Below are 25,740 nucleotides of genomic sequence, written 5' to 3' on the forward strand. Positions count from 1 at the left end.
CGCGGGCCGCGGGGGTGGCGCCGCGGGCGGGCCGCGGCTTCCGGACGAGAGGGAGCCTGCGGCGACCGGCTTGCGCGGTTCTTGCACCCGACTTGGACGTCCGCTCGCGGCGCGCGCGAAGGGGTCCCCGGGTCGCCGCGGCGCTGGGAGCATCCCGGGTCGTGCGCTACCGCGTCCTCGGCCCGCTCGAGGTCACCGGCCCCGACGGTCACCCTCTGGACGTGGGCGGGGCCAAGCCGCGCGCGCTGCTGACGCTCCTGCTCGCCGACGCCGGCCGCGTCGTCGCCGTCGACCGGATCGTGGGCACGCTGTGGGGCGAGGAGCCGCCGCCCACGGTCACCGGCACCCTGCAGGCCTACGTCTCGCACCTGCGGCGGGTCCTGGAGCCCGGCCGCGGCCCGCGGGAGACACCCGCGGTCCTGATCACCCGCCCGCCGGGGTACCTGCTGCGCGCCGACCCCGCCGACCTGGACCTGCTCCGCTTCGCCGAGCTGGTCGAGGCCGGTGACCGGGCGGTGGCCGACGGCGCTCCCGAGCGCGGCGTGGCCCTGCTGGAGGAGGCGCTCGGGCTGTGGCGCGGGGAGCCGCTGGCCGAGCTCGGCGATCTCCCCGCGGCCGCGAGCGACCGGCTGCGGCTCACCGAGCTCCAGGTGCGCGCCCGCGAGCGGCGCTGCGACGCCCTGCTGGCAGTCGGCCGCCCGGAGGCCGCGGTCCCCGATCTGCAGCACCTCGTCGCCGACCACCCGCTCCGGGAGCGGCTGTGGGCGCGGCTGGTCACCGCCCTGTACGCCGCCGACCGCCAGGCCGATGCGCTGGAGGCCTGCCGCCGGTGCGCCGAGCTGCTGCGCGACGAGCTGGGCATCGATCCCGGTCCGGAGCTGCGGGACCTCGAGCAGGCCGTGCTGCGCCAGGACCCGCGGCTGCTGGAGCGGCTGCCCCGGCCGGTCCTGCCCGCCGCGCCCGGGCCCGCGCCGACCACCTCGGTCGAGGCACTGGTCGGCCGTCGCACGGAGCTGGACCAGGTGCGCGCGGTCGCGGAGCAGGTGGCCGGCGGGCGGCCCGCGATCGTCGTCCTCGAGGGCGAGGCCGGGATCGGCAAGACCCGGCTGGCCGAGACGGTGGCCGACGGCGCCCGGGTGCTCGGCTGGTCGGTGGCCTGGAGCCGCTGCGCCGACGACGCGGGCGCACCGGCGCTGTGGCCGTGGGCGCAGGTGCTCGAGCAGCTGGACCAGCCGGAGCTCACGCCGGTGCAGGCCCCGCCGGGGGACGACGCCGACGCCGCCCGCTTCCGGCTGTTCCAGGACCTGCGCGCCCGGCTCACCGCAGCGGCGGCCCGCCCCGTGCTCGTCGTCCTCGACGACCTGCAGGGCGCGGACACCACCTCGGTGCAGCTGCTCGGTCTGCTGGCCCGCCACCTCCCCCGCGCGCCGGTCCTGCTGGTGGTCACCGCCCGCACCGTGGGCGAGCAGCTGCCCGCAGCCGTCGCCGACTGCCTGGGGAGGCTGGCGCGCGAGCCGGCCGCCACCTGCCTGCGGCTGCACGGGCTGGACGCCGGCGACGTCGGCGCGCTGCTCACGGCCCAGCTGGGCTCCCCCGGCGACCGCGCCCTGGCCGCCGCCGTGCATGACCGCACCGGCGGCAACCCGTTCTTCGTCGTCGAGCTGTCGCGCTGGATGGTGGGCGCCCACGACCTGCACCTGGACCGCGTGCCGGTGCCGCCCTCGGTCGGGGACGTGCTGCGCACCCGGCTCGCCCGGCTGCCCCCGGGCACGCGCGAGGCGCTGGAACTGGCTGCCGTCGCCGGCCGCGAGGTGACGCTGGACCTCCTCGAGGCCGCCGGCTGCCCGGCCGAGGAGACGCTCGCCGCGATGGACTCCGCCGTCGCCGTCGGCCTGGTGGTCGAGGGCAGGCGCGCGTGGAGCTGGCGGTTCACCCACGCGCTGGTGCAGGAGGTGCTGGCCGGCGACCTGCCCGCCGTGCGGCGCGCCCGGCTGCACGCGCGGATCGGCGAGGCGCTGGAGCGGCGGCTCGCCACGTCGACCGACGACGGGGTGGTGGAGCGGCTCACCCACCACTTCGTCGAGGCGCTGCCGGTGGTCGGCCCCGGCCCCGCGCTGCTGTACCTGGCCGCGGCCGCCCGCGCCGCCCGGGAGAGGCTGGCCCACGGCGAGGCGGCCGCGCACGGCCGGGAGGCCCTGCAGCTGCTCGACCCGCATGCACCGGACGCCGCGCGCACCCGGCACGACCTGCTGACCGCGCTGGGCAACGACCTGCTGCGCAGCGGGCAGCTCACCGAGGCACGCGAGGTGGTGGCCGAGGCGATCGGCCTCGCCCGCCAGCTGGGCGATCGCGAGTGCCTGGCGGAGGCGGCGGCGGTCTGGGGCAGTGTCACGCTGTGGAACTGGCGGCCGCACGGGCTGGTCGACGACGACATGGTCGCCGTCCTGGAGGACCTGCTCGCCGAGCACGGGGACGACGACGACCCCCTCACGGCCCGCCTGCTCGGCACCCTCGGCGTCGAGCTCGCCTTCGGACCGGACGACCGCGGCGTGCGGGCCGCCCAGCGGGCGATCCAGATGGCCCGCCGGATCGGCGACCCGGAGCTGCTGGGCCGCACGCTCAACAACTTCTGCCTGGCGGTGTGGGGGCGGCCGGGCGCCGCCGAGCTCCGGCTGGCCGCGACCGACGAGGCGTTGGCGCTCACCGGCCGCGGGCTGCCCCGGCGCACCCAGTTCATGGCGCACGTGCACCGGGCAGCGATCAGGCTGCACCTGGGCGACCTGGCCGGGTTCGAGGCCGATCACGACCAGGCGCGCCGGCTGGCGGTGTCCTTGAGCGGGCCGGAGGTCCGCCCGCACGTGCTGTGGCAGGCGGGCGGGCTGGCCTGGCTGCGCGGCAACGCCGCCCGCGCCGAGGAGCTGACCACCGAGGCCTACGAGCTGTTCCGACGGGTGACCCCGCACGCGCGGCACGCCTACGCGGCGCACCAGTTCACCCTGCGGCGGGCCGACTTCCGCCAGGGCGACGCGCTGCCGCTGCTGGTCGAGACCGGCGACGAGGGCAACCCGCTGCTGCAGGAGATGGCGGTGCTGGCCGCGGCCGAGTCGGGCGACGTGACGGAGGCCCGACGGCTGCGCGCCCGGTGGGGGCGGACGCTCGTGCGGGACTGGGCCAGCGACGTCGCCCTCTACCTGCAGGCGGAGTCGTCGCTGTGGCTGGGCGACGAGCCGGACTGGGCGTCGGCGGCGGAGTCGCTGCTGCCCTACCGCGGCCGGCAGGCCGTGCTCGGGACGCCGTCGCTCACCCTGGGCGCCTACGACGAGCTGCAGGGCCGGATCGCCGAGCGCCGGGGCGACCCCGACGGCGCCCGGCGGTGGTGGACGGCGGCCCGTGAGCAGGGGGTGCTCATCGGGTCGCCGCACCAGGTCGCGCTGGCCGACTCCCACATCACGCGTGTGGGTCTGCCCCGGCCCATCGTCGGCCCGGTGCCGCGGGCGCCGTCCTGGCTCACCGTCCCGGGTCCTGGCTCACGACCGACGGTGAGCCAGGACCCGGGATGACCAGGTCACCTGATCATCCCGGGGCGTGTCAGGCGGTGGTGGCGATCCCGCCGTCGACGGGGATGACCGCGCCGGTCACGTAGGCCCCGGCCCGCGAGGAGAGGTAGACGACGACGCCGGCCATGTCGTCCGGGCGGCCGATGCGGCCCAGCGGCGACTTCGCCGCGATCTCGGACCCGAAGGCGTCGAGCGTGGCGGCCATCATCTTCGACTCGAAGGGCCCAGGGGCGACGGCGTTGACGGTGATGCCCTTGGGCCCGAGCTCCTTGGCGAGCACGCGGGTGAGGTGGTGCAGCCCGGCCTTGCTCGCGGCGTAGGAGTAGGTCGGCATCGGGTTGACGTGCAGGCCGTCGATGCTGCCGACGTTGACGATCCGCGCCGGGTCGCCGTCGGCCGCTGCGGCCTCGAGCTTCGGCAGGAACGCGCGGGTGAGGAAGAACGGCGACTTCAGGTTCAGGTCGAGCAGCTTGTCCCAGGCCGACTCGGGGAAGGTCTCCAGCGGCTCGCCCCAGGTGGCTCCGGCGTTGTTGACGAGGACGTGCACGCGCTCCTCGGAGCGGCCCACCTCCTCGGCGAGGCGGATGCACTCGGCCTCGGTGGAGAGGTCGGCCGGGATCGAGACGGCGGTGCCGAACTCGGCGAGCTCCGCGACGGCGGCGTCGCCCGCCTCGGCCTTGCGGGAGCTGATGTAGACCTTCGCCCCCGCCTGCAGCAGCCCCCGGGCCATCATCAGGCCGATGCCGCGGGTGCCACCGGTGACCACGGCCACCTTGCCGGTCAGGTCGAACAGGTCCACGGGTACCTCCGGTTCGGCGTCGCGGAGCCGTCGTCGGCACCGCCCTCGGCACCCTAACGAGGGTCGCGACGGGCGGCCGCCGGGCCGGGTGTGCCAGCCTGGCTCCATGATCGGGTCCGCCGCGCCGTCGGGTGCCACCAGCGAGGTCGGCCGGCTGCGCACCGTGCTGCTGCACCGGCCGGGCCCGGAGCTGCGCCGGCTCACGCCGCGCAACAACGACCAGCTGCTCTTCGACGGCGTCCCGTGGGTGGCCCGCGCGCAGGAGGAGCACGACGCGTTCGCGCAGGCGCTCACCGACCGCGGCGTCGAGGTGCTGCAGCTGGCCACGCTGCTGGCCGAGATCCTCTCCTCCCCGGCCGCCCGGGACCGGCTGATCGGCGCCGCCGTCGACGACCCGCGCCTGGGCGCGACCCTGCAGCGCGACACCACCCGGCACCTGGCCGGGCTGTCGCCGGAGGACCTCGCCTCGGCGCTGATCGCCGGCGTCGCCCACGACGAGCTGCGCGGCTCCGGGCTGGCCTACCAGCTCATGGACCGCGCCGACTTCGTCGTCCCGCCGCTGCCGAACCTGCTGTTCACCCGCGACTCGTCGGTGTGGATCGGCGACGAGGTGGCGGTGACGTCGCTGGCGATGCCCGCCCGGCACCGGGAGAGCACCATCACCGCCGCGATCTACACCCACCACCCGCGGTTCGCCGGCGCCGAGCAGCTGTACGGCTCGGACCTGGAGCACCTCGAGGGCGGTGACGTCCTGCTGCTGGCCGAGGGCGTGGTGGCCGTCGGCGTCGGCGAGCGGACGACGCCCGGCGGGGCCGAGCGGCTGGCCCGGCGGCTGTTCGCCCGCGGGCTGGCGCACACGGCGCTGGTGGTCCCGATCGCCCAGGAGCGGGCGACGATGCACCTGGACACCATCGCCACGATGGTCGACGTCGACGCGATGGTCATGTACCCGGCGGTCGCCGACTCGCTGGTCGCCTGGACGGTGCGCGCGCCCGAGGGCTCCTCCCCGGAGGACGCCGACACCACCGATCTCGCCGTCGCCGGCCCGCAGCCGTTCGTGGTCGCGGCCGCCGCGGCCATGGGCATCGACAAGCTGCGCGTCATCGACACCGGCCTGGACCCGGTCACCGCCGAGCGTGAGCAGTGGGACGACGGCAACAACACCCTCGCCCTGGCACCGCGGCTCACCGTGGCCTACGAGCGGAACACCGTCACCAACGCCGCCCTGGAGGCCGCCGGCATCGAGGTCGTGCGCATCGCGGGCTCGGAGCTCGGCAGCGGCCGCGGCGGCCCGCGCTGCATGTCCTGCCCCATCGCCCGCACCCCCCTCTGAACCTTTCCGCGGACAAGCGCAGGAGGGTTCCCCGCGGAAGGGCGCACGGTTTCGGCGGGCGGCGTGACGACCGGGGGACTTTCCGCCGCGACAGGTCGCCGGCGTGATCCCGGCCACTACGCTGCCAACTTCCCGCGCCGGGCCCGGCGCCTCGGCGAAGGGACGCCTGCGGTGGCACGCACGGAGACGGCACGGCGGAGCGGCCGGATCGCGGGGATCGGCGGCGGGCTCGTCGGCTACCTGGTCTTCGTCGAGTTCACCAGCGGCGTGCTGCAGGGCTACTACGTCCCGCTGCTCACCGACATCGCCCGCTACCTCGGGGTCAACGACGCCGACGTCAACTGGCTCGAGGCCGCCCAGCTGATGCTCTCGGCCATCGCGGTGCCGGTGCTGGCCAAGCTCGGCGACCTCCACGGCCACCGCCGGGTGCTGCTCTGGTCCGCCGTGGTCGTCGCGCTGTCCACCGTCGTGCTCGCCTTCGCGCAGAGCTTCCCGCTGTTCCTGATCGCCTGGGCGCTGCAGGGCATGTACGTGGTGTGGCTGCCGCTGCAGGTCGCGCTGATCTGGGACCGGTCGCGCCGGACGCCGGGGGCGGCGAGCGAGACCCGGCGGGCGACCGGGCTGATCGTCGCCGCGCTCCAGGCCGGCGCCATCGCCGGCGCGCTCACCGGCGGGCAGATCGGGCAGATCCTCGCGGACTCCTTCTGGCTCGTGCTGATGGCCCCGCTGGTCCTCGTCGTCGGCGTCTGCGCCCTCGTCGCCCTCCGCGTGCCCGAGAGCGAGGACCGCACCGGCGGCAGCATCGACGCGACCGGCGCCGCCCTGCTGAGCCTGGTGCTGCTGGTCATCACCGGAGGGCTGAGCTTCGTCCGCCTCAACGAGGACGCGCTGTGGCCGTGGGCGGTCACCGCGCTGGGGCTCCTGCTGCTGGTGCCCTTCGTGCTGTACGAGCTGCGCCAGGACGACCCGCTGGTCGACTTCCGGGTGCTGGCCAGCTCCTCGATGTGGCCGGTCCAGCTGACCGCCGGCCTGTTCGGCATCAGCGTGCTGGGCGCGCAGGGCCCGCTGTCGACCTACGCGCGCACCGATCCGGCGGTGTACGGCTACGGGCTGGGCCTCTCCACGAGCCAGGTGTCGGTCGTCATCGGCGCCTACGTGATCTCCATGCTGGTCGGCGCCGGCCAGTTCTCCCGGGTCAGCCGGCTGACCACGCCCCGGCGCACGCTGATCGGCGCCGCGACGCTCACCGGTACCGGCTACCTGCTGCTCGTCCCCTTCCACGACACGCTCGCCCAGATGCTGGCCTGCATAGCGGTCGCCGGCCTGGGGTCCGGCGCGCTCGTGGCCGCGCTCCCGGCGGCCGCGGCGGCCGCCGCACCGGTGGGCCGGACGGCGGTGGCCACCGGCCTGACCAACACCACGAAGGTGCTGGGCGGATCGTTCGCCTCCGCCGCCTTCGCCATCGCGCTGGCCTCGGGCGCCCCGCTGCTCGTCGACGGGTCGCCCGGCACCGCCGGCTCGCTCTCCGGTTACATCACCGTCTGGGTGGTCTGCGGCACGGCCGCGCTGCTCGCGGCGCTGGCGCTGCTCGTCGTCCCGAAGCTCGCCTTCTCCGACCCGTCGGCCCCCGCACCCGCTGAGGAGTCCCGAGCATGAAGCGCACCCTGGCGGTGGCCGCCGCGGCGGCGGCCGCCACCACGACGGCCCGGCGGGTGGCCCGGTTCCGGCCGGACGACCGCCCGGTCGACCCGGTGGACCTCAGCGGCCTGGACGCCGACGCCGCGGCCGGGCGCCTCGCCGAGCTCATCCGCATCCCGACGGTCTCCTCGCGCAACCCCGCCGAGGTGGACCGGTCCGTCTTCGCGGCCTACCGCGCCCGGCTGGCCGAGCTCTACCCGCGGGCGCATGCGGCGCTGGAGCGCGAGCAGCTGGGCGAGGGCGCCCTGCTCTACCGCTGGCGCGGGACCACCGACGAGCCGCCGCTGGTGCTGATGGCGCACTACGACGTCGTACCGGTGGACGGGCAGGAGTGGAGCCGCGACCCGTTCTCCGGCGCGATGGAGGGCGGCTGCGTACACGGTCGCGGGGCGATCGACGACAAGGGCACGATGGTCGCGATCCTGGAGGCGGTCGAGGCGCTGGTCGCCGACGGGTTCACCCCGCGGCGCGACGTCTACCTCTCGTTCGGCGACGACGAGGAGGTGGCGGGCGTGGGCGCGCAGCTCGCGGTGGAGACCTTCACCGCCCGCGGCATCCGGCCCTGGGCGGTCCTCGACGAGGGCGGGGCGGTCGTCAGCGGGATGTTCCCCGGCGTCCCGGGCCAGGTCGCCGTCGTGGGGCTGGCGGAGAAGGGGCTGCTCGACGTCGAGCTGGTCACCACCGACGCCGGCGGGCACGCGTCCTCGCCCGTCCGCGGCGGCGCCCCGGCGCGGCTGGCGAGGGCGATCCTGGCGCTCGAGGACGACCCGTTCCCCGCCCGGCTGCACGACGTCGTCCTCGGCATGATCGACGCCGTCGGCCGGCGGGCGCCGCTGGGCTACCGCGCGCTGTTCGCGCACGCCGCACAGCTGCGGCCGGTGCTGGCCGAGGTCCTGGCGCGGGCCGGCCGGGAGGCCGGCGCCATGGTGCGGACGACGGTCGCCGTCACCCGCCTGGAGGGCAGCCGGGCCACCAACGTGCTGGCCACCCGGGCGCTGGCACACCTCAACATCCGGATCGCGCTCGGCGAGACGGTGCAGTCGACCGTGGACCGGCTGCACCGCGTGATCGACGACCCGTCGGTGGAGCTGCGCGTGGTCTCCGGCAACGACCCGTCACCGGTCTCCCGGACCGACAACGAGGCGTTCGCGCTGGTCAGTGCCGCGGCGCGGGCCACCTACCCGGACGCCGTCGTCGCGCCGTACGTGATGGTGCAGGCCAGCGACGCCCGGCACCTCAGCCAGATCTGCGACAGCGTCTACCGGTTCATGCCGTTCGACCTGAGCCGGGAGGAGCTGTCGGCGCTGCACGCCGCCGACGAGCGCATCTCGGTGGCCGCCCTGCACCGGGGCGCCGGCTTCTTCCGCCACCTGGTCCGCAGCGTCTGAAGCACCGGACGTCGTCGCCTCCTACCGGCAGTAGGGTCCACGCCCTCACCAGGTGTTCCGCGGACAGTCCGTCTCTGCCCAGCCCTGGTGGGCAGAGACGGACCGAGCGGGGAGCACCCTGCTCGACGCCCGCCCCGGCACGGCGACCGCGTGCAGGGCGTCCCCGCGCTCCGTGAGCGCGGGGACGCCGCGGCTCAGCGCAGGGTGATCTGGCGGGACAGCAGACCGGCCCGGGCGCGCCGCTCGTCGGCGTCCAGCGGCGCCGTCTCGGCCAGAGCCCGCTCCAGCCGGGTCTGGAACTCCGTCGCCGGGGCGATCCAGTCGGCGGCCGGGGTGTCGGCCGGCAGGTCCCACACCGGGACGACGAGGCCGTGGGCGCGGAAAGCGCCGGCGTACCGGGTGCCCTCGCCCAGCAGGATCTGCTCGGCGGCGGACAGGCGGGCCAGCGCGTCGAGCAGCTGCTCCTCCTTCTCCGGCCGCACCCAGCGCAGGTGCGCGCGCTCGTTGCCGGGGCGCACCCAGTAGGCCGCCTCCAGCCCCTCGAGCCGGACGGTCGGCAGGATCGCCTCGTTGGCCTGCTGCAGCCCGGCGCGGGCCGCGGCGCCGGGCTCGGTGCCCTCCAGCCAGAACCCGAAGTCGTCGTGGACGGTCACCTCCATCGGCGCGGTGAGGTCCAGGACCTCCTGCAGCCGCGGCCCGGCCGAGCCGGCGCCGCCGATCGGGCCCGGGTCCACCGGCGCGCCGGCGGGGGCCTCCAGGGCGGCCGCGACGGCGGTGCCCAGGTCACGGCTGACGTCGTCCGACGACGTCTGCAGCTGGGCGCCGACGAGGATCTCGCCGTTGGCCCGCACCAGCGCGGGCGCACCGCCGGGCAGCACGCTGGCCAGCGTGATGTCGCGGCCGTCGGCCGACTTCAGCTTCGCCGTCGCCGCGGGGACGAGCTCGCGCAGCGCCACCCAGTCGGCCTCGCCGGGCAGGCCCTCGAACGGGCGGATGACGACGGGCGCGTAGCCGGAGCCGTGGCAGTGCTTGTAGCGGCGGCCGGAGCCGCAGGGGCACGGGGCCTTGGGGTTCACGCCACCTTCGGCGACGGCGGTGCCGGAGGAGCGCTTGCGGGAAGCCATGCGAGCAGCGTAGGTGGACCGGTCCGCGGGCCGGAGCACACGCCTAGGCTGCGGCGCGTGATCCCGGCCGTCGACCCCCTCGACCTCACCGCCCCCTCCTTCGTCGCCGACCCGTACCCGGCGTTCGCGCGGGCGAGGGCGCAGGCGCCGGTGCAGTGGCACGAGGGCCTGGGCCTGTGGCTGGCGTTCACCCACGCCGAGGCCAACGCCGTGCTGCGCGACCGCCGGCTGGGCCGCATCTGGACCGACAAGGAGCCCGGCGACCGGTTCGGGAGCTTCAACCTCATCCACCGCAACGCCATCCTCGAGATGGAGCCGCCGAACCACACCCGGCTGCGGCGGCTGATCACCAGCGCCTTCGCCCGCGGGCACGTGGAACGGCTGCGGCCCTGGGTGGAGGAGCTGGCCGGCCGGCTGGCCGGCGAGCTGGTCGAGCGCTCGGACGGCGCGGAGCCGGTCGACCTGCTCACCGGGATGGCCGAGCAGCTGCCGGTCGCCGTCATCGCCGAGCTGCTGGGCGTGCCGGAGGCCGACCGCCCGCTGCTGCGGCCGTGGTCGAACGCGATCGTGAAGATGTACGAGTACGACCGCACCCGGCAGCGGGAGGACGACGCCGAGCGGGCCGCCGACGAGTTCGTCGGCTACCTGCGGGAGCTGGCCGCCGACCGGCGGCAGCACCCCGGCGAGGACCTGGTCAGCCACCTGGTGAGCGTCCGCGACGCCGACGGCGACAAGCTCACCGAGGACGAGCTGGTCACCACCTGCATCCTGCTGCTCAACGCCGGCCACGAGGCGACGGTGAACGTGACCGGCAACGGCCTGCTCGCGCTGCTACGGCACCCCGACCAGCTGGCCCGGCTGCGCGCCGACCGCGCGCTGCTGCCCGCCGCGCTCGAGGAGCTCATGCGCTTCGACCCGCCGCTGCAGCTGTTCGAGCGCACCGCCACCGCCGACGTCGAGCTCGGCGGCGTCACGGTGGCCGAGGGCCAGAAGATCGCCGCGCTGCTGGGTGCGGCCAACCACGACCCCGCCGTCTTCGCCGAGCCGGAGACGCTCGACATCACCCGAACCGACAACCCGCACATCTCCTTCGGCGCCGGCATCCACTTCTGCATCGGCGCCCCGCTCGCCCGCGTGGAGCTGCAGGCCACCTTCGGCGCGCTGCTGGACCGGGCGTCGGGGATCGAGCTGGGCGGGGAGCCGGTGCGCCGCCCCGAGTTCGTCATCCGCGGCCTGGACACGCTGCCGATCGTCCTGACCCCGTGACATGACCGTCGGCGAGCTGCGCGCGGTCGCGGGGATGTCGGCCGGGACCGCGAGCTCGCCGCGCAGCTGTGGGACAGCGGCGTGCACGAGGCGCGGATCTCGCGTCCCTGCTGGACGACCCGGCGCTGGTCGACGGCGCGCAGTTCGAGCGCTGGGCCGCCGGCTTCGAGTCCTGGGACCTCTGCGACCAGGTCTGCCAGATCCTCCTCCGGTACGCCGCACCGGCCTGGACGAAGGCCGCCGAGTGGACGGCGCGGCCGGAGCCGCTGGTGAAGCGGGCCGGCCTCACGCTGATGGCGGGCCTGGCGGTCGCGGACAAGAAGGCGGAGCAGCTGCGGGCAGGCGGCGGCGGGGCGCGGTGGGTGGCACCGACGCCCTGCGGGAGGTCCGCAGCCCCGCGGTCCGGGAGCGGGTCGCCCGGCGCCCCTGACCGCGCCCCTACCGCTGGAAGGTGAGCGCGGTCACTGGCAGGATCCGGCCATGCGTGGCTTGATGCAGGACTACCCCCTCACGATCGACTCGATCTTCCGGCACGTCGAGCAGCACTACGGCGACGGGACGATCGTCACCAACAACCCCGGCGGGGTGACGCGGGCGACGTACGCGGAGTGGGCGCAGCGCACCCGCAAGCTCGGCGGGGTCCTCGACACCCTCGGCATCAGCGCCGACGGCCGGGTGGGCACCTTCGGCTGGAACAGCCAGCGCCACCTGGAGCTCTACTTCGCCGCGCCGTGCAGCGGGCGCGTGCTGCACACGCTCAACGTGCGGCTGTTCCCCGAGCAGCTCACCTACATCGCCAACCACGCCGAGGACGAGGTCGTCTTCGTCGACCGCACCGTCCTGCCCCTGCTCTGGCCGCTCATCGACACCATGAAGACCGTCAAGCAGGTCGTGGTCATGGACGACGGTGGCGGCAACGAGATCCCCGACGACGACCGGATCCTCGACTACGAGACGTTGCTGGCCGACGCCGAGCCGGTCGAGTTCGCCGTCTCGGACGAGTTGCGGGCCGCCTCGATGTGCTACACGAGCGGCACCACCGGCAACCCCAAGGGCGTCGTCTACTCGCACCGCTCGACGGTGCTGCACGCCATGGCCGCGATCGCACCCAACGCCTTCGGGTTCAGCGTCCGGGACGTCGCGATGCCGGTCGTGCCGATGTTCCACGCCAACGCCTGGGGCATCGCGCAGGCCGCGCCGGCCGCCGGCGCCTCGCTGGTCATGCCTGGCGCGCTGATGCAGCCCGAGGCGCTGGCGAAGCTGATCGTCGACGAGGGGGTCACCTTCACCGCCGGCGTACCGACCATCTGGCAGGGCGTCCTCCCCCACCTGGCCGGCCAGCCGCACAAGCTGCGCGACATCGGCTGCGGCGGCTCGGCGGTGCCGAAGGCGCTGAGCGAGGCCTACCGCGAGCAGGTCGGCATCCCGATCCTGCAGGCCTGGGGCATGACCGAGACGTCGCCCGTCGCGTCCTCCGGCATCCTGCCGCGGCGCTTCGAGGACGCCGACGACGCGACCAAGGCCGACCGCCGGGCCCGCGCGGGCGTCCCGCTGTTCGGGGTGGAGGCCCGCATCGTCGACGCCGACACCCTGGAGCCCCAGGCGTGGGACGACACGGCCACCGGTGAGCTGCAGGTGCGCGGCCCGTGGTGCGCGCAGGACTACTACAACCCCGACGCCGGCGTGGAGCTCACCACTCCTGACGGCTGGATGAAGACCGGCGACGTCGCCGCGATGGACGAGTTCGGCTCGATCCGCATCGCCGACCGCACCAAGGACCTGATCAAGTCCGGCGGTGAGTGGATCTCCTCGGTCGACCTGGAGAACGCGATCATGAGCCACCCGGCGGTGAAGGAAGCCGCCGTCGTCGGCATCCCGCACCCCAAGTGGGACGAGCGCCCGCTGGCCTGCGTCGTCCTCCGGGAAGGCGAGAGCGCGACCGAGCAGGACATCCTCGACCACCTCAAGCCGCTGGTGGCCAAGTGGTGGATGCCCGAGGCGGTCGAGTTCATCGACGAGGTGCCCAAGACCAGCGTCGGCAAGTTCTCGAAGAAGGACCTGCGCAGCCGCTTCGCCGAGTACGCGCTGAAGAGCTGAGCCGCGGCCCGGTCACGGGGCGGCCGGCTCGCGGCCGGTCGCCCCGTGACGAGCCCTGCGGTCGCTAGACCTGGTCCGGCACCCGGCGGCGCGGCAGCGCCCGGCCGAGCAGCAGCGTGCCGAGCCCGGCGAGCACGACCGTGAGCAGCGCGAACCGCAGGCTGATCGCGTCGGCCAGCACCCCCACCAGGAGCGGGGAGACGAGGAAGCCGATCCGCAGCAGCCAGTTGATGACCGCCAGGCCGACCCCGTGCGGCAGGCCGGGCAGCTCGTCGGCGGCGGAGTAGACGGCCGGGACGAGGGTGGCCACGCCGAGCCCGGCCATGGCGAACCCCATGAGCGTGGTGGGCACCGACGGCACGGCGAGGGCCAGGCCCATGCCGACGGCGGTCAGCGCACCACCGGCCCGGGCCACCCGGCGCTGCCCGAACCGGTCGACGAACCGGTCGCCGGCCAGCCGCCCGACGGTCATGGCCCCGGCCAGCGCGACGAACCCGAGGCCGGCGACGGCCGCCCCGGTGTCCAGCTCGCCGCGGAGGTACAGCGCGCTCCACGAGGAGCCGGCGTCCTCGACGAACGCCGCACACGTGGCCAGCACGCCCAGCACGGCCAGCGCCGGGATGGCGGCCCGCCGCCGGGGGAATTCGCGCGGCACCTCGCCGGTGACCGGCGCCGGCTCGTCGCGGCCGGGCAGCATGGCCCGGAGGACGGCCAGCGCCAGCGCCCCGAAGACGACCGCCGAGACCCCGAGGTGCACGTCCAGGGGCACGTCGAGCCCGGCCGCGGCCGAGCCGAGCAGCCCGCCGGCGACCGCACCGATGCTCCAGATGCCGTGGAACGCGTTCAGGATCGAGCGGCCGTAGAGCCGCTGCACCCGCAGCCCGTGCGCGTTCTGCGCGACGTCGACGACCGCGTCCAGCGCGCCGGTGACCAACAACGCCGCGGCGAGGGCGAGCCAGTTCGGCGCCACCGCGACCGCCCCGACGGCGAACCCGAGCAGCACCAGGCCGGCCGAGGCGACCGGGCCGGAGCCGAACCGGCGGATGAACACCGCCGAGGACAGCGCGGCCAGCAGGGCGCCCAGCGGCAGCGCGGCGAGCGCCGCACCCAGGGCGGTGCTGCTCAGGTCGAGCTCCGCCTTCACCTGGGGCAGCCGCGGGACCAGGTTGGCGTAGAAGACCGCGTTGACGAAGAAGCAGGTCGCGACGGCGACGCGGGCCCGGCGCAGGCGCGCGGCATCGACGGTCGCGGGGGCGACGGACATGGCGGTATCCAGGGACGGTCGGGGGCGCGCGTCCGAACGGGCGCCACGTGTGTACGACCGTAGCCACGAGCTCCACCTGGCGGCCGGCGCGACCCGGCTCTGCGGACGGTGACCGAGCGGTGGATGCGCGCCGGCCGCCGACGAGGTGCGCCGCTCCTGAGCGCGGCGGGAACCGCAGCGGCCGGCCGACGCGTCATCCTTCCCAGAGGGCGAGCCGGCGGAGGCGCTAGTGGGGCGGGACGAGGAGTTCGCGCAGTTCGTGGACGAGCGCTGGCCGGTGCTCGTCCGCTCCGCCGTGCTGCTCGGGTGCGCCCGGCCGGAGGCCGAGGACCTGGTGCAGACGGCGCTGGTGCGCTGCTACGTGGCCTGGGAGAAGGTCAGCGGGGCCGGCAACCGCGACGCCTACGTCTACCGGGTGCTGGTCAACTGCCACCACGACACCCACCGACGTCGCTGGTGGCGGGAGCGGCCCACCGAGCAGCTGCCGGAGACCCCGTCCGACGACGCCACCGGCCAGGTCGACGACGCGGACGCCGTCCACCGGGCGCTGCGCCGGCTGAGCCCGGCGCACCGGGAGGTCGTCGTGCTGCGCTACTACGCGCACCTGGGCGAGCAGCAGATCGCCGCGGCCCTGAAGATCGCGCCCGGCACGGTCAAGAGCCGGCTGTCGCGCGCCCTGGCCCAGCTGTCGACCGACCTGGACCTCTCCGAACTGCACGGCGGGAGGGCATCGTGACCGATCGGGAGACCTCGGCGCTGCTGGGCGACGTCGCCGGCCGGGTGCCGGTCGGCCCGGCCCCGACGGCGCAGCTGCTGGCGGCCGGGCGCCGGGCGCGCCGGCGCCGCACCGCGGGCGTCTCGCTGGCGGTGGCCGCGGGCGTCGCCGCGGTGGTCGGCGGCGTGACCACCGTCGTCGACCTGCCCGGTGGGGACGGCGCCGCCGGCTCGGCCTCGGTGCTGGTCGCCGAGGAGCCGCGCGAGGACGCTCCCGGGGCGGCCGACAGCGGCCCGGGCACCGGCATGCCGCCGGCGGACGGCGAGGACCCGCCCGGCACGGCCGCCGGCAGCGAGCTGTCCCAGCTGGCCGAGGACCCGACCGCGGGCCGCACCGGGCCGCTCGCCGGCACGGGGGCGAGTTCGTGCGCCGTCGAGTACAGCCCAGCCGCCGTGGACAAGCAGGACTTCGCCTTCGCCGGCGTGGTGGTGGGCATCGGGCCCGGCGTCACAACCCGCCCGGGACTGCCCGGGCCGCCGGAGGACCTGGTCGGGGTCACCTTCGCCGTGCAGGAGTGGATCTCCGGCGGATCGGGCGACACGGTGACCGTCGACCTCCCGGCGCCGTACGACGCCGCCGCCGGCAGCAGCACGCCGGGCCCGGTCTACGGCGTCGGTTCCCGCCTGCTGGTCAGCGGCGCCGACCGGTGGGAGGGCGCCCCGCTCGAGCCGATCGCCTGGCTGTGCGGCTTCACCCGCTACTACGACGAGGAGACCGCCGCGTCCTGGCGCTGATGCTCCGCCGGCTGTCAGCGCACGGTCGCGATGGTGCGCTTCCGCGCCGCCGTCCGCTCCTCGCTCGCTGGCGCTCGCTGCGACGCTCCGCCGGCTGTCAGCGGACGAAGGGCTCCTCGCCGGTCTCGCTGACCATCGGCTTGCCGGCGGCCTGCCACTCGCCCATGCCGCCGCCGACGTTCACCGCGTCGAAGCCGTTCTGGTTCAGCCAGGCGGCCACCCGGGCGGAGCGGCCACCGCCCCGGCAGGTCACGTAGAGGGGGTCGCCCTCGGGGAGGTCGTCGAGCCGGCTCGGGACGTCGCCCATCGGGATGTGGGTCGCGCCCTCGATGTGGCCGTGCACCCACTCGTCGTCCTCGCGGACGTCGAGGACCACGGCGTCCTCGGGCAGTTCGGAGGCGGGCACGGTCGGGACCTGCTGCGGCATCACGCAGCCCATCGTGCCAGGGTCCCGGGCGACCCGACCGGGCGACGGCTCTCCCCCCGGACACCGCTCTCCGGGCCGGGTCGCCTGCGAGGATGAGGGCGATGTCCCCCAGCCACCGGGCCGCCTCGCGGACCGCTCCCGCCTCGCCCGTGCGCGAGCCTGCCTGGGAGCTGCCGCGCTCGGCCATCGGGCTGTGGGTGACAGAGAGCGTGTTCAGCACGATCCTCATGTGGCTGGCCGTCGGCGCCTTCCTGCTCTTCGCCCCCTCCGACGGCGGGCCCCTGCCGCTGCTGCACCGGGTGCTGCCGTACGCCGCCGCGCTCTACGCGGTCGTCGCGATGGGCATCCGCCCGTGGTTCAAGCACCGGGTGTACCGCTGGGAGATCACCGCCGAGGCCGCCTACACCCGCACCGGCTGGCTCACCCAGACCTGGACCCTGGTGCCGATCTCGCGAATCCAGACCGTCGACGTCACCCGCGGCGTCCTCCAGCAGATGTTCGGCCTGGCCACCGTCGCGGTGCTCACCGCTTCCAGCCAGGGCACCGTGCGCATCTGGCACCTGGAGCACGACGTCGCCCAGCGCGTCGCCGACGACCTCGCCCACCGCGCGGAGCAGGTCCGCGACCAGGCCACGTGACCGCTCCCCCGTCCGCCCGGCGCACCTCGCCCCGGATCGTGCTCGTGCACACGGTCACCTTCCGGCAGGCCCGCCAGTTCGTGCCGGTGCTCATCCCGATCGGTGCCGCCACCGGGTTCGGCGGCGGCACGGGCACGGTCATCGCCCTCGTCGTGGCCGTCACGCTCTTCTCCCTCGCGGCCGCCGCCGTGACCTGGTGGCGGTTCGGCTACGCCGACGGCCCGACGGCGGTCGTGGTCACCCGCGGCCTGCTCTCCCGCTCGGTGCGCACCGTGCCCAACGACCGCATCCGTGGCGTGGAGGTGGAGGCGCCCGCGCTGCACCGCCTGTTCGGGCTGGTCCGGGTGCGCATCGACGCCGCCGCCGGCACCGCCGCCGGGCAGGAGGAGGAGCTGGTCGTCGACGGCGTCCCGCGCGCCGAGGGCGACCGGCTGCGGGTCGCCGTCCTCACCCACCGCTCCGTACCGCCGGCGCAGCCGGACGCCGGTGCGCCCGCGCCACCGGAGGAGGAGCTCTCCCGCTGGGACAACCGGTGGCTGTTCTACGCACCCCTGGTCGGCAGCTACCTGGCGCTGCCGCTGGCCGGGATCGGCGCGCTGTTCCGGCTCGGTGAGGAGCTGCCCGACGACCTGCTCGACCGCCTCCCCGACGTCGACGTCCCGTCCGGGTGGGTGATCGGCGCGGTCGTCCTCGGCATGCTGCTGCTGGTCCTCGCCGGGGCGGTCGTCGGCGCCGCGATCGTCAACTGGGGCTTCCGGCTGGTGCTGCGCGGCAGCACGCTGGTGGCCGTCCGCGGCCTGTTCACCCGGCGGCACACCGAGCTGGAGCTCGACCGCATCCGCGGCGTCGCCGTCTCCGAGGGCCTGGGCATGCGGCTGGTTGGGGCGGCGCGCGCCGGCGCCCTGGTCACCGGCCTGGGCGACGCCGAACGGCGCGGCCAGCTGCTGCCGCTCGGGCCCCGCGCCGACGCGTGGACGCTGACCCACCGGCTGGTCGACGACCCCGGCCCGCTGCGCGCCCACCCCTCGGCCGCGCTGCGCCGGCGGATCGTGCGGGCGCTGACCGTCGGGCTGTCGGTCAGCGCCGGCGGAGCGGTGCTGCTGACCACCGCCGGCCGCTGGGACGTGCTCCTGGTCGGCATCGCGCTGACCGTGCTCGGCGTGCCCCTCGCCTACGGCCTCTACGGGGCGCTCGGGCACGCGGCGGGCCCGCACTCGTTCAGCGTGCGGCGCGGCTGGCTGGTGCGCGAGCAGGTGGTGCTCGAGCAGCGCGCGGTCGTCGGCTGGGAGATCCGGCAGTCGGTCTTCCAGCGGCGCGCGGGGCTGGCGACGGTCACCGCCTGCGTGGGGGCCGGCAGCGGCGGCTACGCGGCCGTCGACATGGCCGCGGGCGACGTCGCCGCCTTCACCCTCGCCGCCTCGGAGCCGTGGGCCGGCGCGCTGGCGCGGCCACGGCGGGACGGCGCCCGGATGTAGGGAAGGGAAACCTTCCCTGACCCGCGCTTGTCGATCACGGCCCCGGGTAGCGGGCGATCGATGTCACCTCGGCGAGCTCACCCCGCGAGCCCGCCCGCCGGCCTGCCCGACCCGCCGGGGTCCTTGCCGAGACCCACCCGGCCGGCCAGCGCCGCCGCCTCCACCCGGGTCGTCACGTCCAGCCGCCGCAGCAGGTGGGCGACGAGGCGCTTGGCCGTCCGCTCCGAGACGTGCAGCGTCGTCGCGAGGTCCACGGTGCTCGTGCCGTCGGCGATCAGCCGCCACAGCCGCCGCTCGTCGGCGGTCAGCGTGTCGGCGATCGTCTGCTGCCCGGACGGCGTCGCCTCGTCGAGCAGCTGGCGCAGCACCGCCTCGGGCAGCACCGACCACCCGTCCAGGACGGCGAGCAGCGGCCGCACCAGCGCCTCGGGGTCGGCGGTCTTGGGCAGGAAGCCCGACGCGCCGGCGCGCAGCGCCTCGATCGCGGCGTCGGCCTCGGCCAGCCCGGAGAGCGCGACCACCCGGACCAGCGGATCGGCCCGCCGGATCGCCGCGATGGCCCTGGTCCCGCCGGGCGGCGGCATGTGCAGGTCGACGATGGCCACGTCGGCGTGGTGCCGGCGCACCAGCGCCGCGGCGGCCGACGCGTCCTCCGTGGTCCCCACCACCCGGACCCTGCCCCCGCTGAGCCCCGGCAGCAGCAGGCTCAGCCCACGCGTGAACAGCGGGTGGTCGTCGACGACGACCACGTCCACCGGCGGCCTGCGGTCAGCAGCGGTCGCGCCGTCGGTCTCTCCCACATCGCTCCTGACGGTCGGTGCGTCTCCCGGCGCCCCCGGCCGGCGCCCGAGGAGGTGCCCGTGACCCTGGCTGCCGACACGCAGGCGTCCACACGCAGTCCTGGCCTGCTCAACGATCTCGCCCGAGTGCTGCGCGCGCATCTGCCGCGCCCGCACCGGGCGTCCGCCGCCGAACCGGAGGCGCCCAGCCCCGAGGACGCCGTCATGCGCGCGCTCTGTCACGACATGCGGAGCCCGCTCGCCTCCCTGGAGGCCGTGCTGGGCTCCTTGGACCGCACCCCCGCGCAGGCCGGCGAGCTGCTGGCCCTGGCCCGGGCACAGACCGCGCACCTGTCGTCGATGCTGCGCACCGCGGACGCCACCGGGGGCGCGCAGCGGCGGTCGGCGGGCACCCGCCGCCTCGGCGACGTGCTGCGGGCGTCGGTGTCCACCTCGGGGCTGCCCCGGTCACAGCTCACCTGCGAGGTCGCGGACGACGCCGGGGACGTCCGTGTCGCCGACGCCCGCGTGCAACGGATCCTGATCAACCTGCTGGAGAACGCCCACCGCCACGGGGACGGCGCCCCGGTGCGCCTGCGGGTGACCGCCCGCGCCGGCTGGGTCGACCTGGCGCTGAGCCAGACCGGGGTGCCGGTCGACCGCGTCGTCCAGCACCTGCAGACGTCGAAGCCGCCGGTGGACCTCACCGGGCTCGGGCTGTGGTCGGTGCAGCGGCAGGCCGGCGAGCTCGGGGGCCGGGTGCTGTGGTTCGAGGAGGGCGAGACCTTCACCCTCCTGGTGCAGCTCCCCGATCGCTGAGGAGGTTGGCACCGGCGGGCCACCGGACGGCACCGGTGGGCCACCCGGGGCGGGCAGATCCCCTGTGTCACCGCATTCGCGGGACGGCGACGACGCAGAGGAGAACACCGTGTTCACGCACACCCAGGCGCTGCAGTACGAGGCCAAGCCCGACGGCCCGGACCCGGACTTCGCGCGCAAGCTCCAGGAGGTCCTCGGCGGTCAGTGGGGCGAGATGACCGTCGCCACGCAGTACCTGCTGCAGGGCTGGAACTGCCGGCTGCCCGGCAAGTACAAGGACATGCTCCTCTCGATCGGCACCGAGGAGCTCGCGCACGTCGAGATCCTCGTGACGATGATCGACCGGCTGCTCGACCACATGCCGCTCAAGCCCGACGCCTCGGACCGCACCAAGGAGGCCGCGGCCGGCTACGGCCAGCACAACCCGCAGCACCCGCTCACCAACGGCGGCGGCGCGTCCTACATGGACAGCATGGGCAACCCCTGGACCGGCGCCTACGTGACCGCCAGCGGCAACCTGATGGCCGACTTCCACTACAACGCCACCGCCGAGATGCAGGGCCGGCTGCAGGTCTCCCGGCTCTACAACATGACCGACGACCCGGGCGTGAAGGAGACCCTGAGGTTCCTGATCGCCCGTGACCACATGCACCAGATGCAGTGGCTCGCCGCGATCGAGGAGCTCAAGGCCGACGGGCTCGAGGGCATCCCGGTGCCCGAGGCCTTCCCGATCGAGGAGGAGCCGGGCGACGCCGGCTACGCCTTCATCCTCGCCTCCGACGGCCCCGAGGCGGCCGCCGGCCGCTGGGCGCACGGCCCGACCCCGGACGGTCGCGGCGAGTTCACCGCCCGCCCGATCGAGGCCGCCGCCGACGCCCCGGTGCTGCCCCCGGGCGACCCGCGCCTGTTCGGCACGCCGCAGATGCCGGGTCAGTCGATGCTGCAGAAGGCCAAGGACCTGCTCACCTGAGGTCCCGCACCACCCCGTTGCGCCGTCGCCGTGCCGGTGGCCCACCCCCTCGCGGGTGCGGCCGCCGGCCCGGCGGGCCACCCTCTCCCGGAGGTCCTGCCGTGCACCCCCACCTGCACCTGCCCCGCCTGCCCGTCCCCGCGGTCCTGCTCTCCGTGGTCTACCTCGCCGCGATCGCCGTCGCGGTCAGCGCCCCCGGCCGGCACGCGGTCGCGGGCCTCGTCGTCCTCACCGGTCTGGTCGCCCGCTGGGCCGTCCGCGCCCGCCGCCCCGAGCGCTCGACCACCCCGGTGGCGCTCGCCGTCGCGGGCACGGCCACCGCGGTCGACGCCGTCCTCAGTCCCGAGCCGGCGGCGGCCCCGGTCCGCGCCGCCGCCTGATCCTTCCCACGAACACGCCGGTACCGCAGGAACGCGCGAGGCGCGCGCCCCCGCAGGGGACGCGCGCCTCGGCGGTACCGCTCAGTGGTCGACGGCCTTCTCCGCCCCGATGCCGGTGAAGGCACGGACCTCGAGCTCGGCCCACTTCGCCTCGTTCGGCTTCTCCTTGGTGAGCACCGTGCCCAGGTAGCCGAGCAGGAACGACGCCGGGATCGACACCAGGCCCGGGTTGCGCAGCGGGAACCAGGCGAAATCGGCGTTCGGCAGCATCGACGTCTCCGTGCCGGACACGACCGGCGAGAAGATGATCAGCCCGACGCAGATGATCAGGCCGCCGTAGATCGACCAGAGCGCGCCCTGAGTGGTGAACCTCTTCCAGAACAGCGTGTAGAGGATCGTCGGCAGGTTGGCCGACGCCGCCACCGCGAAGGCCAGGGCGACCAGGAAGGCGATGTTGATCCCCGCCCGCAACGCCAGGATCCCTCCGCCGATCGCCACCGCGCCGATCACGATGGCGGTGACCCGGGCGACCTTGACCTCCCCGTTCGGCGGCACCTCACCCTTCTTGATCACCGAGGCGTAGACGTCGTGCGCGAAGGACGCCGACGCGGTGATCGTCAGTCCCGCGACGACGGCGAGGATCGTGGCGAAGGCGACACCGGCGATGATGCCCAGCAGCACGGTGCCGCCGAGCTCGAACGCCAGCAGCGGCGCCGCGGCATTGACGCCGCCGGGCGCGGCGAGGATCGACTCAGAGCCGACCAGGGCGCCCGCGCCGTAGCCGATGACCAGGCTGAACAGGTAGAAGATGCCGATCAGCCAGATCGCCCAGACCACGGACTTGCGCGCGTCCTTCGCGGTCGGGACGGTGTAGAAGCGCATCAGCACGTGCGGCAGTCCGGCGGTGCCGAGCACCAGCGCCAGCCCGAGGCTGATGAAGTCCAGGCGGGTGGTGTCGCTGGCTCCGTACTGCGCGCCCGGGTTGAGCACCGACTCGCTGCCCGCGCTCGTGACGGCACCGCCGAGCAGGGACGACAGGTTGAAGCCGTACTTGCCCAGCACCCAGACCGTCATGACGAAGGCGCCTGCGATCAGCAGCGTCGCCTTGATCATCTGCACGTACGTGGTGCCGCGCATGCCGCCGACGAGGACGTAGAAGATCATCAGCGCGCCGACGATGGTGACGACCAGCGCTTCGGCCACCGGCCCGCTCACGCCCAGCAGCAGGGCGACGAGGCCACCGGCGCCGGCCATCTGCGCCAGGAGGTAGAACAGCGACACCGCCAGCGTCGAGATGGCGGCCGCGGTGCGCACCGGGCCCTGCCGCATCCGGAAGGCGAGGACGTCGGCCATGGTGAACCGGGCGGTGTTGCGCATCAGCTCGGCGACCAGCAGCAGTGCGACCAGCCACGCCACGAGGAAGCCGATGGAGTACAGGAAGCCGTCGTAGCCGTACAGGGCGATCGCCCCGGCGATGCCGAGGAACGAGGCGGCAGACAGGTAGTCGCCGGCGATCGCCAGGCCGTTCTGCGTCCCGGTGATGTTGCGCCCGGCGGCGTAGTAGTCGGCCGCGCTCTTGTTGGTCCGGCTGGCCCGGAACGTGATGAACAGGGTGACGAGGACGAAGGCGCCGAAGATCGAGATGTTGATCGCCGGGCTGCCGATCGTCTCGGCAGCGAGAAGGTCAGGCACGCGTGGCTCCCCCGGTCGTCGGGTCGGTGCCGGTGACGTCCGGCGCGAACTCGTGGGCCTCGAGACGCTCGCGCATCTCGTCGGCGATGGGGTCGGTCCGGCGGTTGGCGTGCGCGACGTAGAGGTGCGTGATCACGAACGTCGTCACGAACTGGGCGAGCCCCAGCAGGATCCCCACGTTGACGTTGCCGAACACCTGCGTCGACATGAAGCCGGTCGCGTAGGTCGAGAGCAGGACGTACAGCAGGTACCAGGCGAGGAACGCCACGGTCATCGGGAAGGCGAAGCTGCGGAAGCGCTTCTTCAACTCCACGAACTCCGGCGAGTCCTGCGCGGCGCGGTACTCCTCGGGCGTCAGCAGACGCCGTTCCTGTGGATCGGTCAAGGTTCGAGCTCCTGGTTCGATCGAGCGGGGCGTCGAGATGCGGACAGTCGGGACTGTGAGCCCTGTCACGGTAGGGCTCCGTGTCCCGGCAGAGCACCGGTCGCGCCGCCGCTGCGCCGAGCGGTGAGCAGGAGTCGTCGTACGGCAGGTCCGGCGAGACGAGCGGTCACCCGGAGGCCGCGCTCCACCGCGGGGCTCGTCCCGGCCGGGGAGCCGGGCTCACCGCGGCAGGACGCCGCGGTCCAGCTGCACCGCCTCGGGGGTGTGCAGCCGGATCATGGTCCGGGCGGTGTGCCGCGGCACCCGCCGGGGCGTCGTCAGGGAGACCCCCACCATCGCGAGGAACGCCAGCGGGACGGTCCAGGCCGCCGGCTGGGCCAGCAGGGCGCCCGGCCAGCCGGTGGGGGTCACGCCGAGCAGGGTGGCGATCACCGCCGCGCCGGCGCAGCCGCCCCCGACCAGCATCCCGGCGATCGCGCCGGCGTCGGTCAGCCGGCGCCACCAGATCCCGAGCACGAGCAGCGGGCAGAAGGTGGACGCGGCGAAGGCGAAGGCCAGCCCGACCGCCCGTGCCACGCCCACCCCCTCGGCCAGCAGGGCCAGGCCCAGCGGGACGAGGACGGCGACGACGGCACCGGCCTGGAAGGCGCGCACCCCGCCGAGCCGGCGGCCCAGCCCGTCCTGGCTGATGACGCCGGCCACCGCGACGGTCAGCCCCGACGACGTGGACAGGAACGCCGCGAACGCCCCGGCGGTGGTCAGCGCGGACAGGAGCTCACCCAGCGTGCCGGCCAGCATCCGGGACGGCAGCTCGAGCACCACCGACTCGGTGTTGCCGCTGGCGATCAGGTCCGGCGCGTAGAGCCGGCCCAGCCCGCCGTACACCGGCGGCAGGAGGTAGAAGAGCCCCAGCAGCGCCAGCACGAACAGCGTCGTGCGGCGCGCCGCCGCCCCGTCGGGGTTGGTGTAGAAGCGCACCACGACGTGCGGGAGGCCCATCGTGCCGAAGAACGTGGCGATGATGATCGAGTACGTGGTGTAGAGCTGGTGGTCGCCGGTCCCGGCCAGCGGCGACTCCCAGGAGTCCCCGGGCGTCGTCCCGGTCGAGGCAGGGGACACCCCGCCGTCGCCGAGCCAGATGGTGACCATGAACAGCAGCGGGAACAGCAGCGCGGTGAGCTTCAGCCAGTACTGGAACGCCTGGACGAACGTGATGCTGCGCATGCCGCCGAACAGCACGTTGACCAGCACCACCGTCGCGACGAGCACGCCGCCCAACCACGGGCCGGTACCCGTGGTGGCGGCCAGCGCGATCCCGGCGCCCTGGAACTGCGGCATGAGGTACAGCCAGCCGATGGCGACGACGAGCAGCGCGGACAGCCGGCGCACCCCCCGGGACTCCAGCCGGCTCTCGGCGAAGTCGGGCAGGGTGTAGGCGCCGGACCGGCGCAGCGGCGCGGCCACCAGGACCAGCAGGACGAGGTAGCCCGCCGTCCAGCCGACCGGGTACCACAGCATCTCCGTGCCGAACGCCAGCACCAGGCCGGCGACGCCGAGGAAGGATGCCGCGGAGAGGTACTCCCCGCCGATGGCCGAGGCGTTCAACGCGGGCCGCACGGTCCGCGAGGCCACGAAGAAGTCGCTGGTGGTGCGGGAGAACCGCCAGCCGTAGGCGCCGACCGCCAGCGTGGCCACGACGACGGCCGTGACCGCGACGACGCTGTAGCCCGCGGTGCTCACGAGCGGCTGCCCGCCGGCCCGGGGATCACGACCGGTCCAGGACGTCGGTGAAGGCGCGCTCGTTGCGCTCGGCGGCCCGGACGTAGAGCCAGCCGATCGCGAGCAGGAACGGGTAGACCGCGAACGCCAGGAGCAGCCACGGGAGCGGCACGGCGAGCACCTCGACGCTGGACAGCTCGGGCGCGAGCCAGAACAGCAGGGGGATGCCGCCGACCACCACGGCGAGGGTGGCGAGGGCGAGCAGCGCCAGCCGGAGCTGGGAGCGCAGCAGCGAGGACATGTACACCTCACCCAGCGCGGTCTGCGCCTCGATCTCGCGGGCGACCGGGACCCGCTGCACGCGTGCGGCGCCGGTGCGCGGGCTGGTGACGCGCACCCGGCGGGGTGAGGGGTCCGGCAC

At 74.9% G+C, this 25,740-nt stretch carries 23 protein-coding genes; 14 read left to right on the forward strand and 9 right to left on the reverse strand.

Features of this window, described 5'->3' with window-relative positions; translation table 11 throughout:
* Positions 1–161: 161 nt before the first annotated feature.
* Complete coding sequence (locus tag O2W17_RS08605) at positions 162–3,560, forward strand: AfsR/SARP family transcriptional regulator (RefSeq protein WP_269191982.1); 3,399 nt, start codon at positions 162–164, stop codon at positions 3,558–3,560.
* Between the two features lie 28 nt (positions 3,561–3,588).
* Here the strand turns inward: O2W17_RS08605 and O2W17_RS08610 are convergent, their stop codons facing one another.
* Positions 3,589–4,356: an SDR family oxidoreductase gene (locus O2W17_RS08610; RefSeq protein WP_269191983.1), complete on the reverse strand. Its 768-nt coding sequence runs from the start codon at positions 4,354–4,356 to the stop codon at positions 3,589–3,591.
* Between the two features lie 106 nt (positions 4,357–4,462).
* On the opposite strand from O2W17_RS08610, the gene O2W17_RS08615 reads away from it, so the two are divergent.
* The 3 genes from O2W17_RS08615 to O2W17_RS08625 all read left to right on the forward strand — a co-directional run bounded on the left by O2W17_RS08615 (position 4,463) and on the right by O2W17_RS08625 (position 8,775).
* A complete protein-coding gene (locus tag O2W17_RS08615; RefSeq protein ID WP_269191984.1) occupies positions 4,463–5,689 on the forward strand; it encodes an arginine deiminase in 1,227 nt (408 codons plus the stop codon).
* A gap of 171 nt (positions 5,690–5,860) precedes the next feature.
* Entirely contained in the window at positions 5,861–7,345 is a 1,485-nt protein-coding gene (locus O2W17_RS08620; protein ID WP_269191985.1) for an MFS transporter, read from the forward strand.
* A complete protein-coding gene (locus tag O2W17_RS08625) occupies positions 7,342–8,775 on the forward strand; it encodes a M20/M25/M40 family metallo-hydrolase (RefSeq protein ID WP_269191986.1) in 1,434 nt (477 codons plus the stop codon). The genes O2W17_RS08620 and O2W17_RS08625 overlap by 4 nt, the downstream gene beginning before the upstream one ends.
* 194 nt (positions 8,776–8,969) lie before the next feature.
* Here the strand turns inward: O2W17_RS08625 and O2W17_RS08630 are convergent, their stop codons facing one another.
* On the reverse strand, positions 8,970–9,899 hold the full coding sequence (locus O2W17_RS08630) for a DUF5926 family protein (protein ID WP_269191987.1): 930 nt from the start codon (positions 9,897–9,899) through the stop codon (positions 8,970–8,972).
* 57 nt (positions 9,900–9,956) lie between these two features.
* On the opposite strand from O2W17_RS08630, the gene O2W17_RS08635 reads away from it, so the two are divergent.
* From O2W17_RS08635 to O2W17_RS08645, 3 genes are all read left to right on the forward strand, one after another.
* Positions 9,957–11,165: a cytochrome P450 gene (locus O2W17_RS08635; protein ID WP_269191988.1), complete on the forward strand. Its 1,209-nt coding sequence runs from the start codon at positions 9,957–9,959 to the stop codon at positions 11,163–11,165.
* Between the two features lie 68 nt (positions 11,166–11,233).
* Positions 11,234–11,620, forward strand: coding sequence for a DNA alkylation repair protein (locus tag O2W17_RS08640; RefSeq protein WP_269191989.1), 387 nt, complete (start codon positions 11,234–11,236; stop codon positions 11,618–11,620).
* A 25-nt stretch (positions 11,621–11,645) separates the two neighbouring features.
* Positions 11,646–13,262, forward strand: a complete 1,617-nt coding sequence (locus tag O2W17_RS08645; protein WP_269191990.1) for a long-chain fatty acid--CoA ligase — start codon at positions 11,646–11,648, stop codon at positions 13,260–13,262.
* Positions 13,263–13,326: 64 nt separating this feature from the next.
* Here O2W17_RS08645 and O2W17_RS08650 read toward each other — a convergent pair whose 3' ends face one another.
* A complete protein-coding gene (locus O2W17_RS08650; protein ID WP_269191991.1) occupies positions 13,327–14,526 on the reverse strand; it encodes an MFS transporter in 1,200 nt (399 codons plus the stop codon).
* 229 nt (positions 14,527–14,755) lie between these two features.
* Between O2W17_RS08650 and O2W17_RS08655 the strand changes: the two genes are divergently transcribed.
* Positions 14,756–15,262 carry a SigE family RNA polymerase sigma factor gene (locus O2W17_RS08655; RefSeq protein ID WP_269191992.1) on the forward strand — a complete coding sequence of 169 codons (507 nt, stop codon included), beginning with the start codon at positions 14,756–14,758 and terminating at the stop codon, positions 15,260–15,262.
* Complete coding sequence (locus O2W17_RS08660; protein ID WP_269191993.1) at positions 15,259–16,035, forward strand: hypothetical protein; 777 nt, start codon at positions 15,259–15,261, stop codon at positions 16,033–16,035. Before O2W17_RS08655 ends, O2W17_RS08660 begins: the two co-directional genes overlap by 4 nt.
* Before the next feature lie 97 nt (positions 16,036–16,132).
* On the opposite strand, the gene O2W17_RS08665 is transcribed toward O2W17_RS08660, so the two are convergent.
* Entirely contained in the window at positions 16,133–16,462 is a 330-nt protein-coding gene (locus O2W17_RS08665) for a rhodanese-like domain-containing protein (RefSeq protein WP_269192058.1), read from the reverse strand.
* Between the two features lie 101 nt (positions 16,463–16,563).
* On the opposite strand from O2W17_RS08665, the gene O2W17_RS08670 reads away from it, so the two are divergent.
* Together O2W17_RS08670 and O2W17_RS08675 are read left to right on the forward strand one after the other, a co-directional pair.
* Positions 16,564–17,100: a PH domain-containing protein gene (locus O2W17_RS08670; protein WP_269191994.1), complete on the forward strand. Its 537-nt coding sequence runs from the start codon at positions 16,564–16,566 to the stop codon at positions 17,098–17,100.
* Positions 17,097–18,575, forward strand: coding sequence for a PH domain-containing protein (locus tag O2W17_RS08675; RefSeq protein ID WP_269191995.1), 1,479 nt, complete (start codon positions 17,097–17,099; stop codon positions 18,573–18,575). Before O2W17_RS08670 ends, O2W17_RS08675 begins: the two co-directional genes overlap by 4 nt.
* 77 nt (positions 18,576–18,652) lie before the next feature.
* Here O2W17_RS08675 and O2W17_RS08680 read toward each other — a convergent pair whose 3' ends face one another.
* The gene (locus O2W17_RS08680; RefSeq protein WP_269191996.1) at positions 18,653–19,375 is read right to left on the reverse strand and encodes a response regulator; all 723 of its coding nucleotides are present in this window, start codon (positions 19,373–19,375) and stop codon (positions 18,653–18,655) included.
* Positions 19,376–19,435: 60 nt separating this feature from the next.
* On the opposite strand from O2W17_RS08680, the gene O2W17_RS08685 reads away from it, so the two are divergent.
* From O2W17_RS08685 to O2W17_RS08695, 3 genes are all read left to right on the forward strand, one after another.
* Positions 19,436–20,173 carry a sensor histidine kinase gene (locus O2W17_RS08685; RefSeq protein ID WP_269191997.1) on the forward strand — a complete coding sequence of 246 codons (738 nt, stop codon included), beginning with the start codon at positions 19,436–19,438 and terminating at the stop codon, positions 20,171–20,173.
* Positions 20,174–20,282: 109 nt separating this feature from the next.
* Positions 20,283–21,143, forward strand: coding sequence for a manganese catalase family protein (locus O2W17_RS08690; RefSeq protein WP_269191998.1), 861 nt, complete (start codon positions 20,283–20,285; stop codon positions 21,141–21,143).
* 101 nt (positions 21,144–21,244) lie between these two features.
* Positions 21,245–21,523: a hypothetical protein gene (locus O2W17_RS08695; protein WP_269191999.1), complete on the forward strand. Its 279-nt coding sequence runs from the start codon at positions 21,245–21,247 to the stop codon at positions 21,521–21,523.
* 81 nt (positions 21,524–21,604) lie between these two features.
* On the opposite strand, the gene O2W17_RS08700 is transcribed toward O2W17_RS08695, so the two are convergent.
* The 4 genes from O2W17_RS08700 to O2W17_RS08715 all read right to left on the reverse strand — a co-directional run bounded on the left by O2W17_RS08700 (position 21,605) and on the right by O2W17_RS08715 (position 25,740).
* Positions 21,605–23,215, reverse strand: a complete 1,611-nt coding sequence (locus O2W17_RS08700; RefSeq protein ID WP_269192000.1) for a solute symporter family protein — start codon at positions 23,213–23,215, stop codon at positions 21,605–21,607.
* Positions 23,208–23,600, reverse strand: a complete 393-nt coding sequence (locus O2W17_RS08705) for a DUF485 domain-containing protein (protein ID WP_269192001.1) — start codon at positions 23,598–23,600, stop codon at positions 23,208–23,210. The genes O2W17_RS08700 and O2W17_RS08705 overlap by 8 nt, the downstream gene beginning before the upstream one ends.
* 219 nt (positions 23,601–23,819) lie before the next feature.
* Positions 23,820–25,340: a sodium/solute symporter gene (locus tag O2W17_RS08710; RefSeq protein WP_269192002.1), complete on the reverse strand. Its 1,521-nt coding sequence runs from the start codon at positions 25,338–25,340 to the stop codon at positions 23,820–23,822.
* A gap of 25 nt (positions 25,341–25,365) precedes the next feature.
* The gene (locus O2W17_RS08715; protein ID WP_269192003.1) at positions 25,366–25,740 is read right to left on the reverse strand and encodes a hypothetical protein; all 375 of its coding nucleotides are present in this window, start codon (positions 25,738–25,740) and stop codon (positions 25,366–25,368) included.

Origin of the sequence: Blastococcus sp. VKM Ac-2987 (assembly GCF_026967805.1) — a bacterium.
Classification (GTDB): domain Bacteria; phylum Actinomycetota; class Actinomycetes; order Mycobacteriales; family Geodermatophilaceae; genus Blastococcus.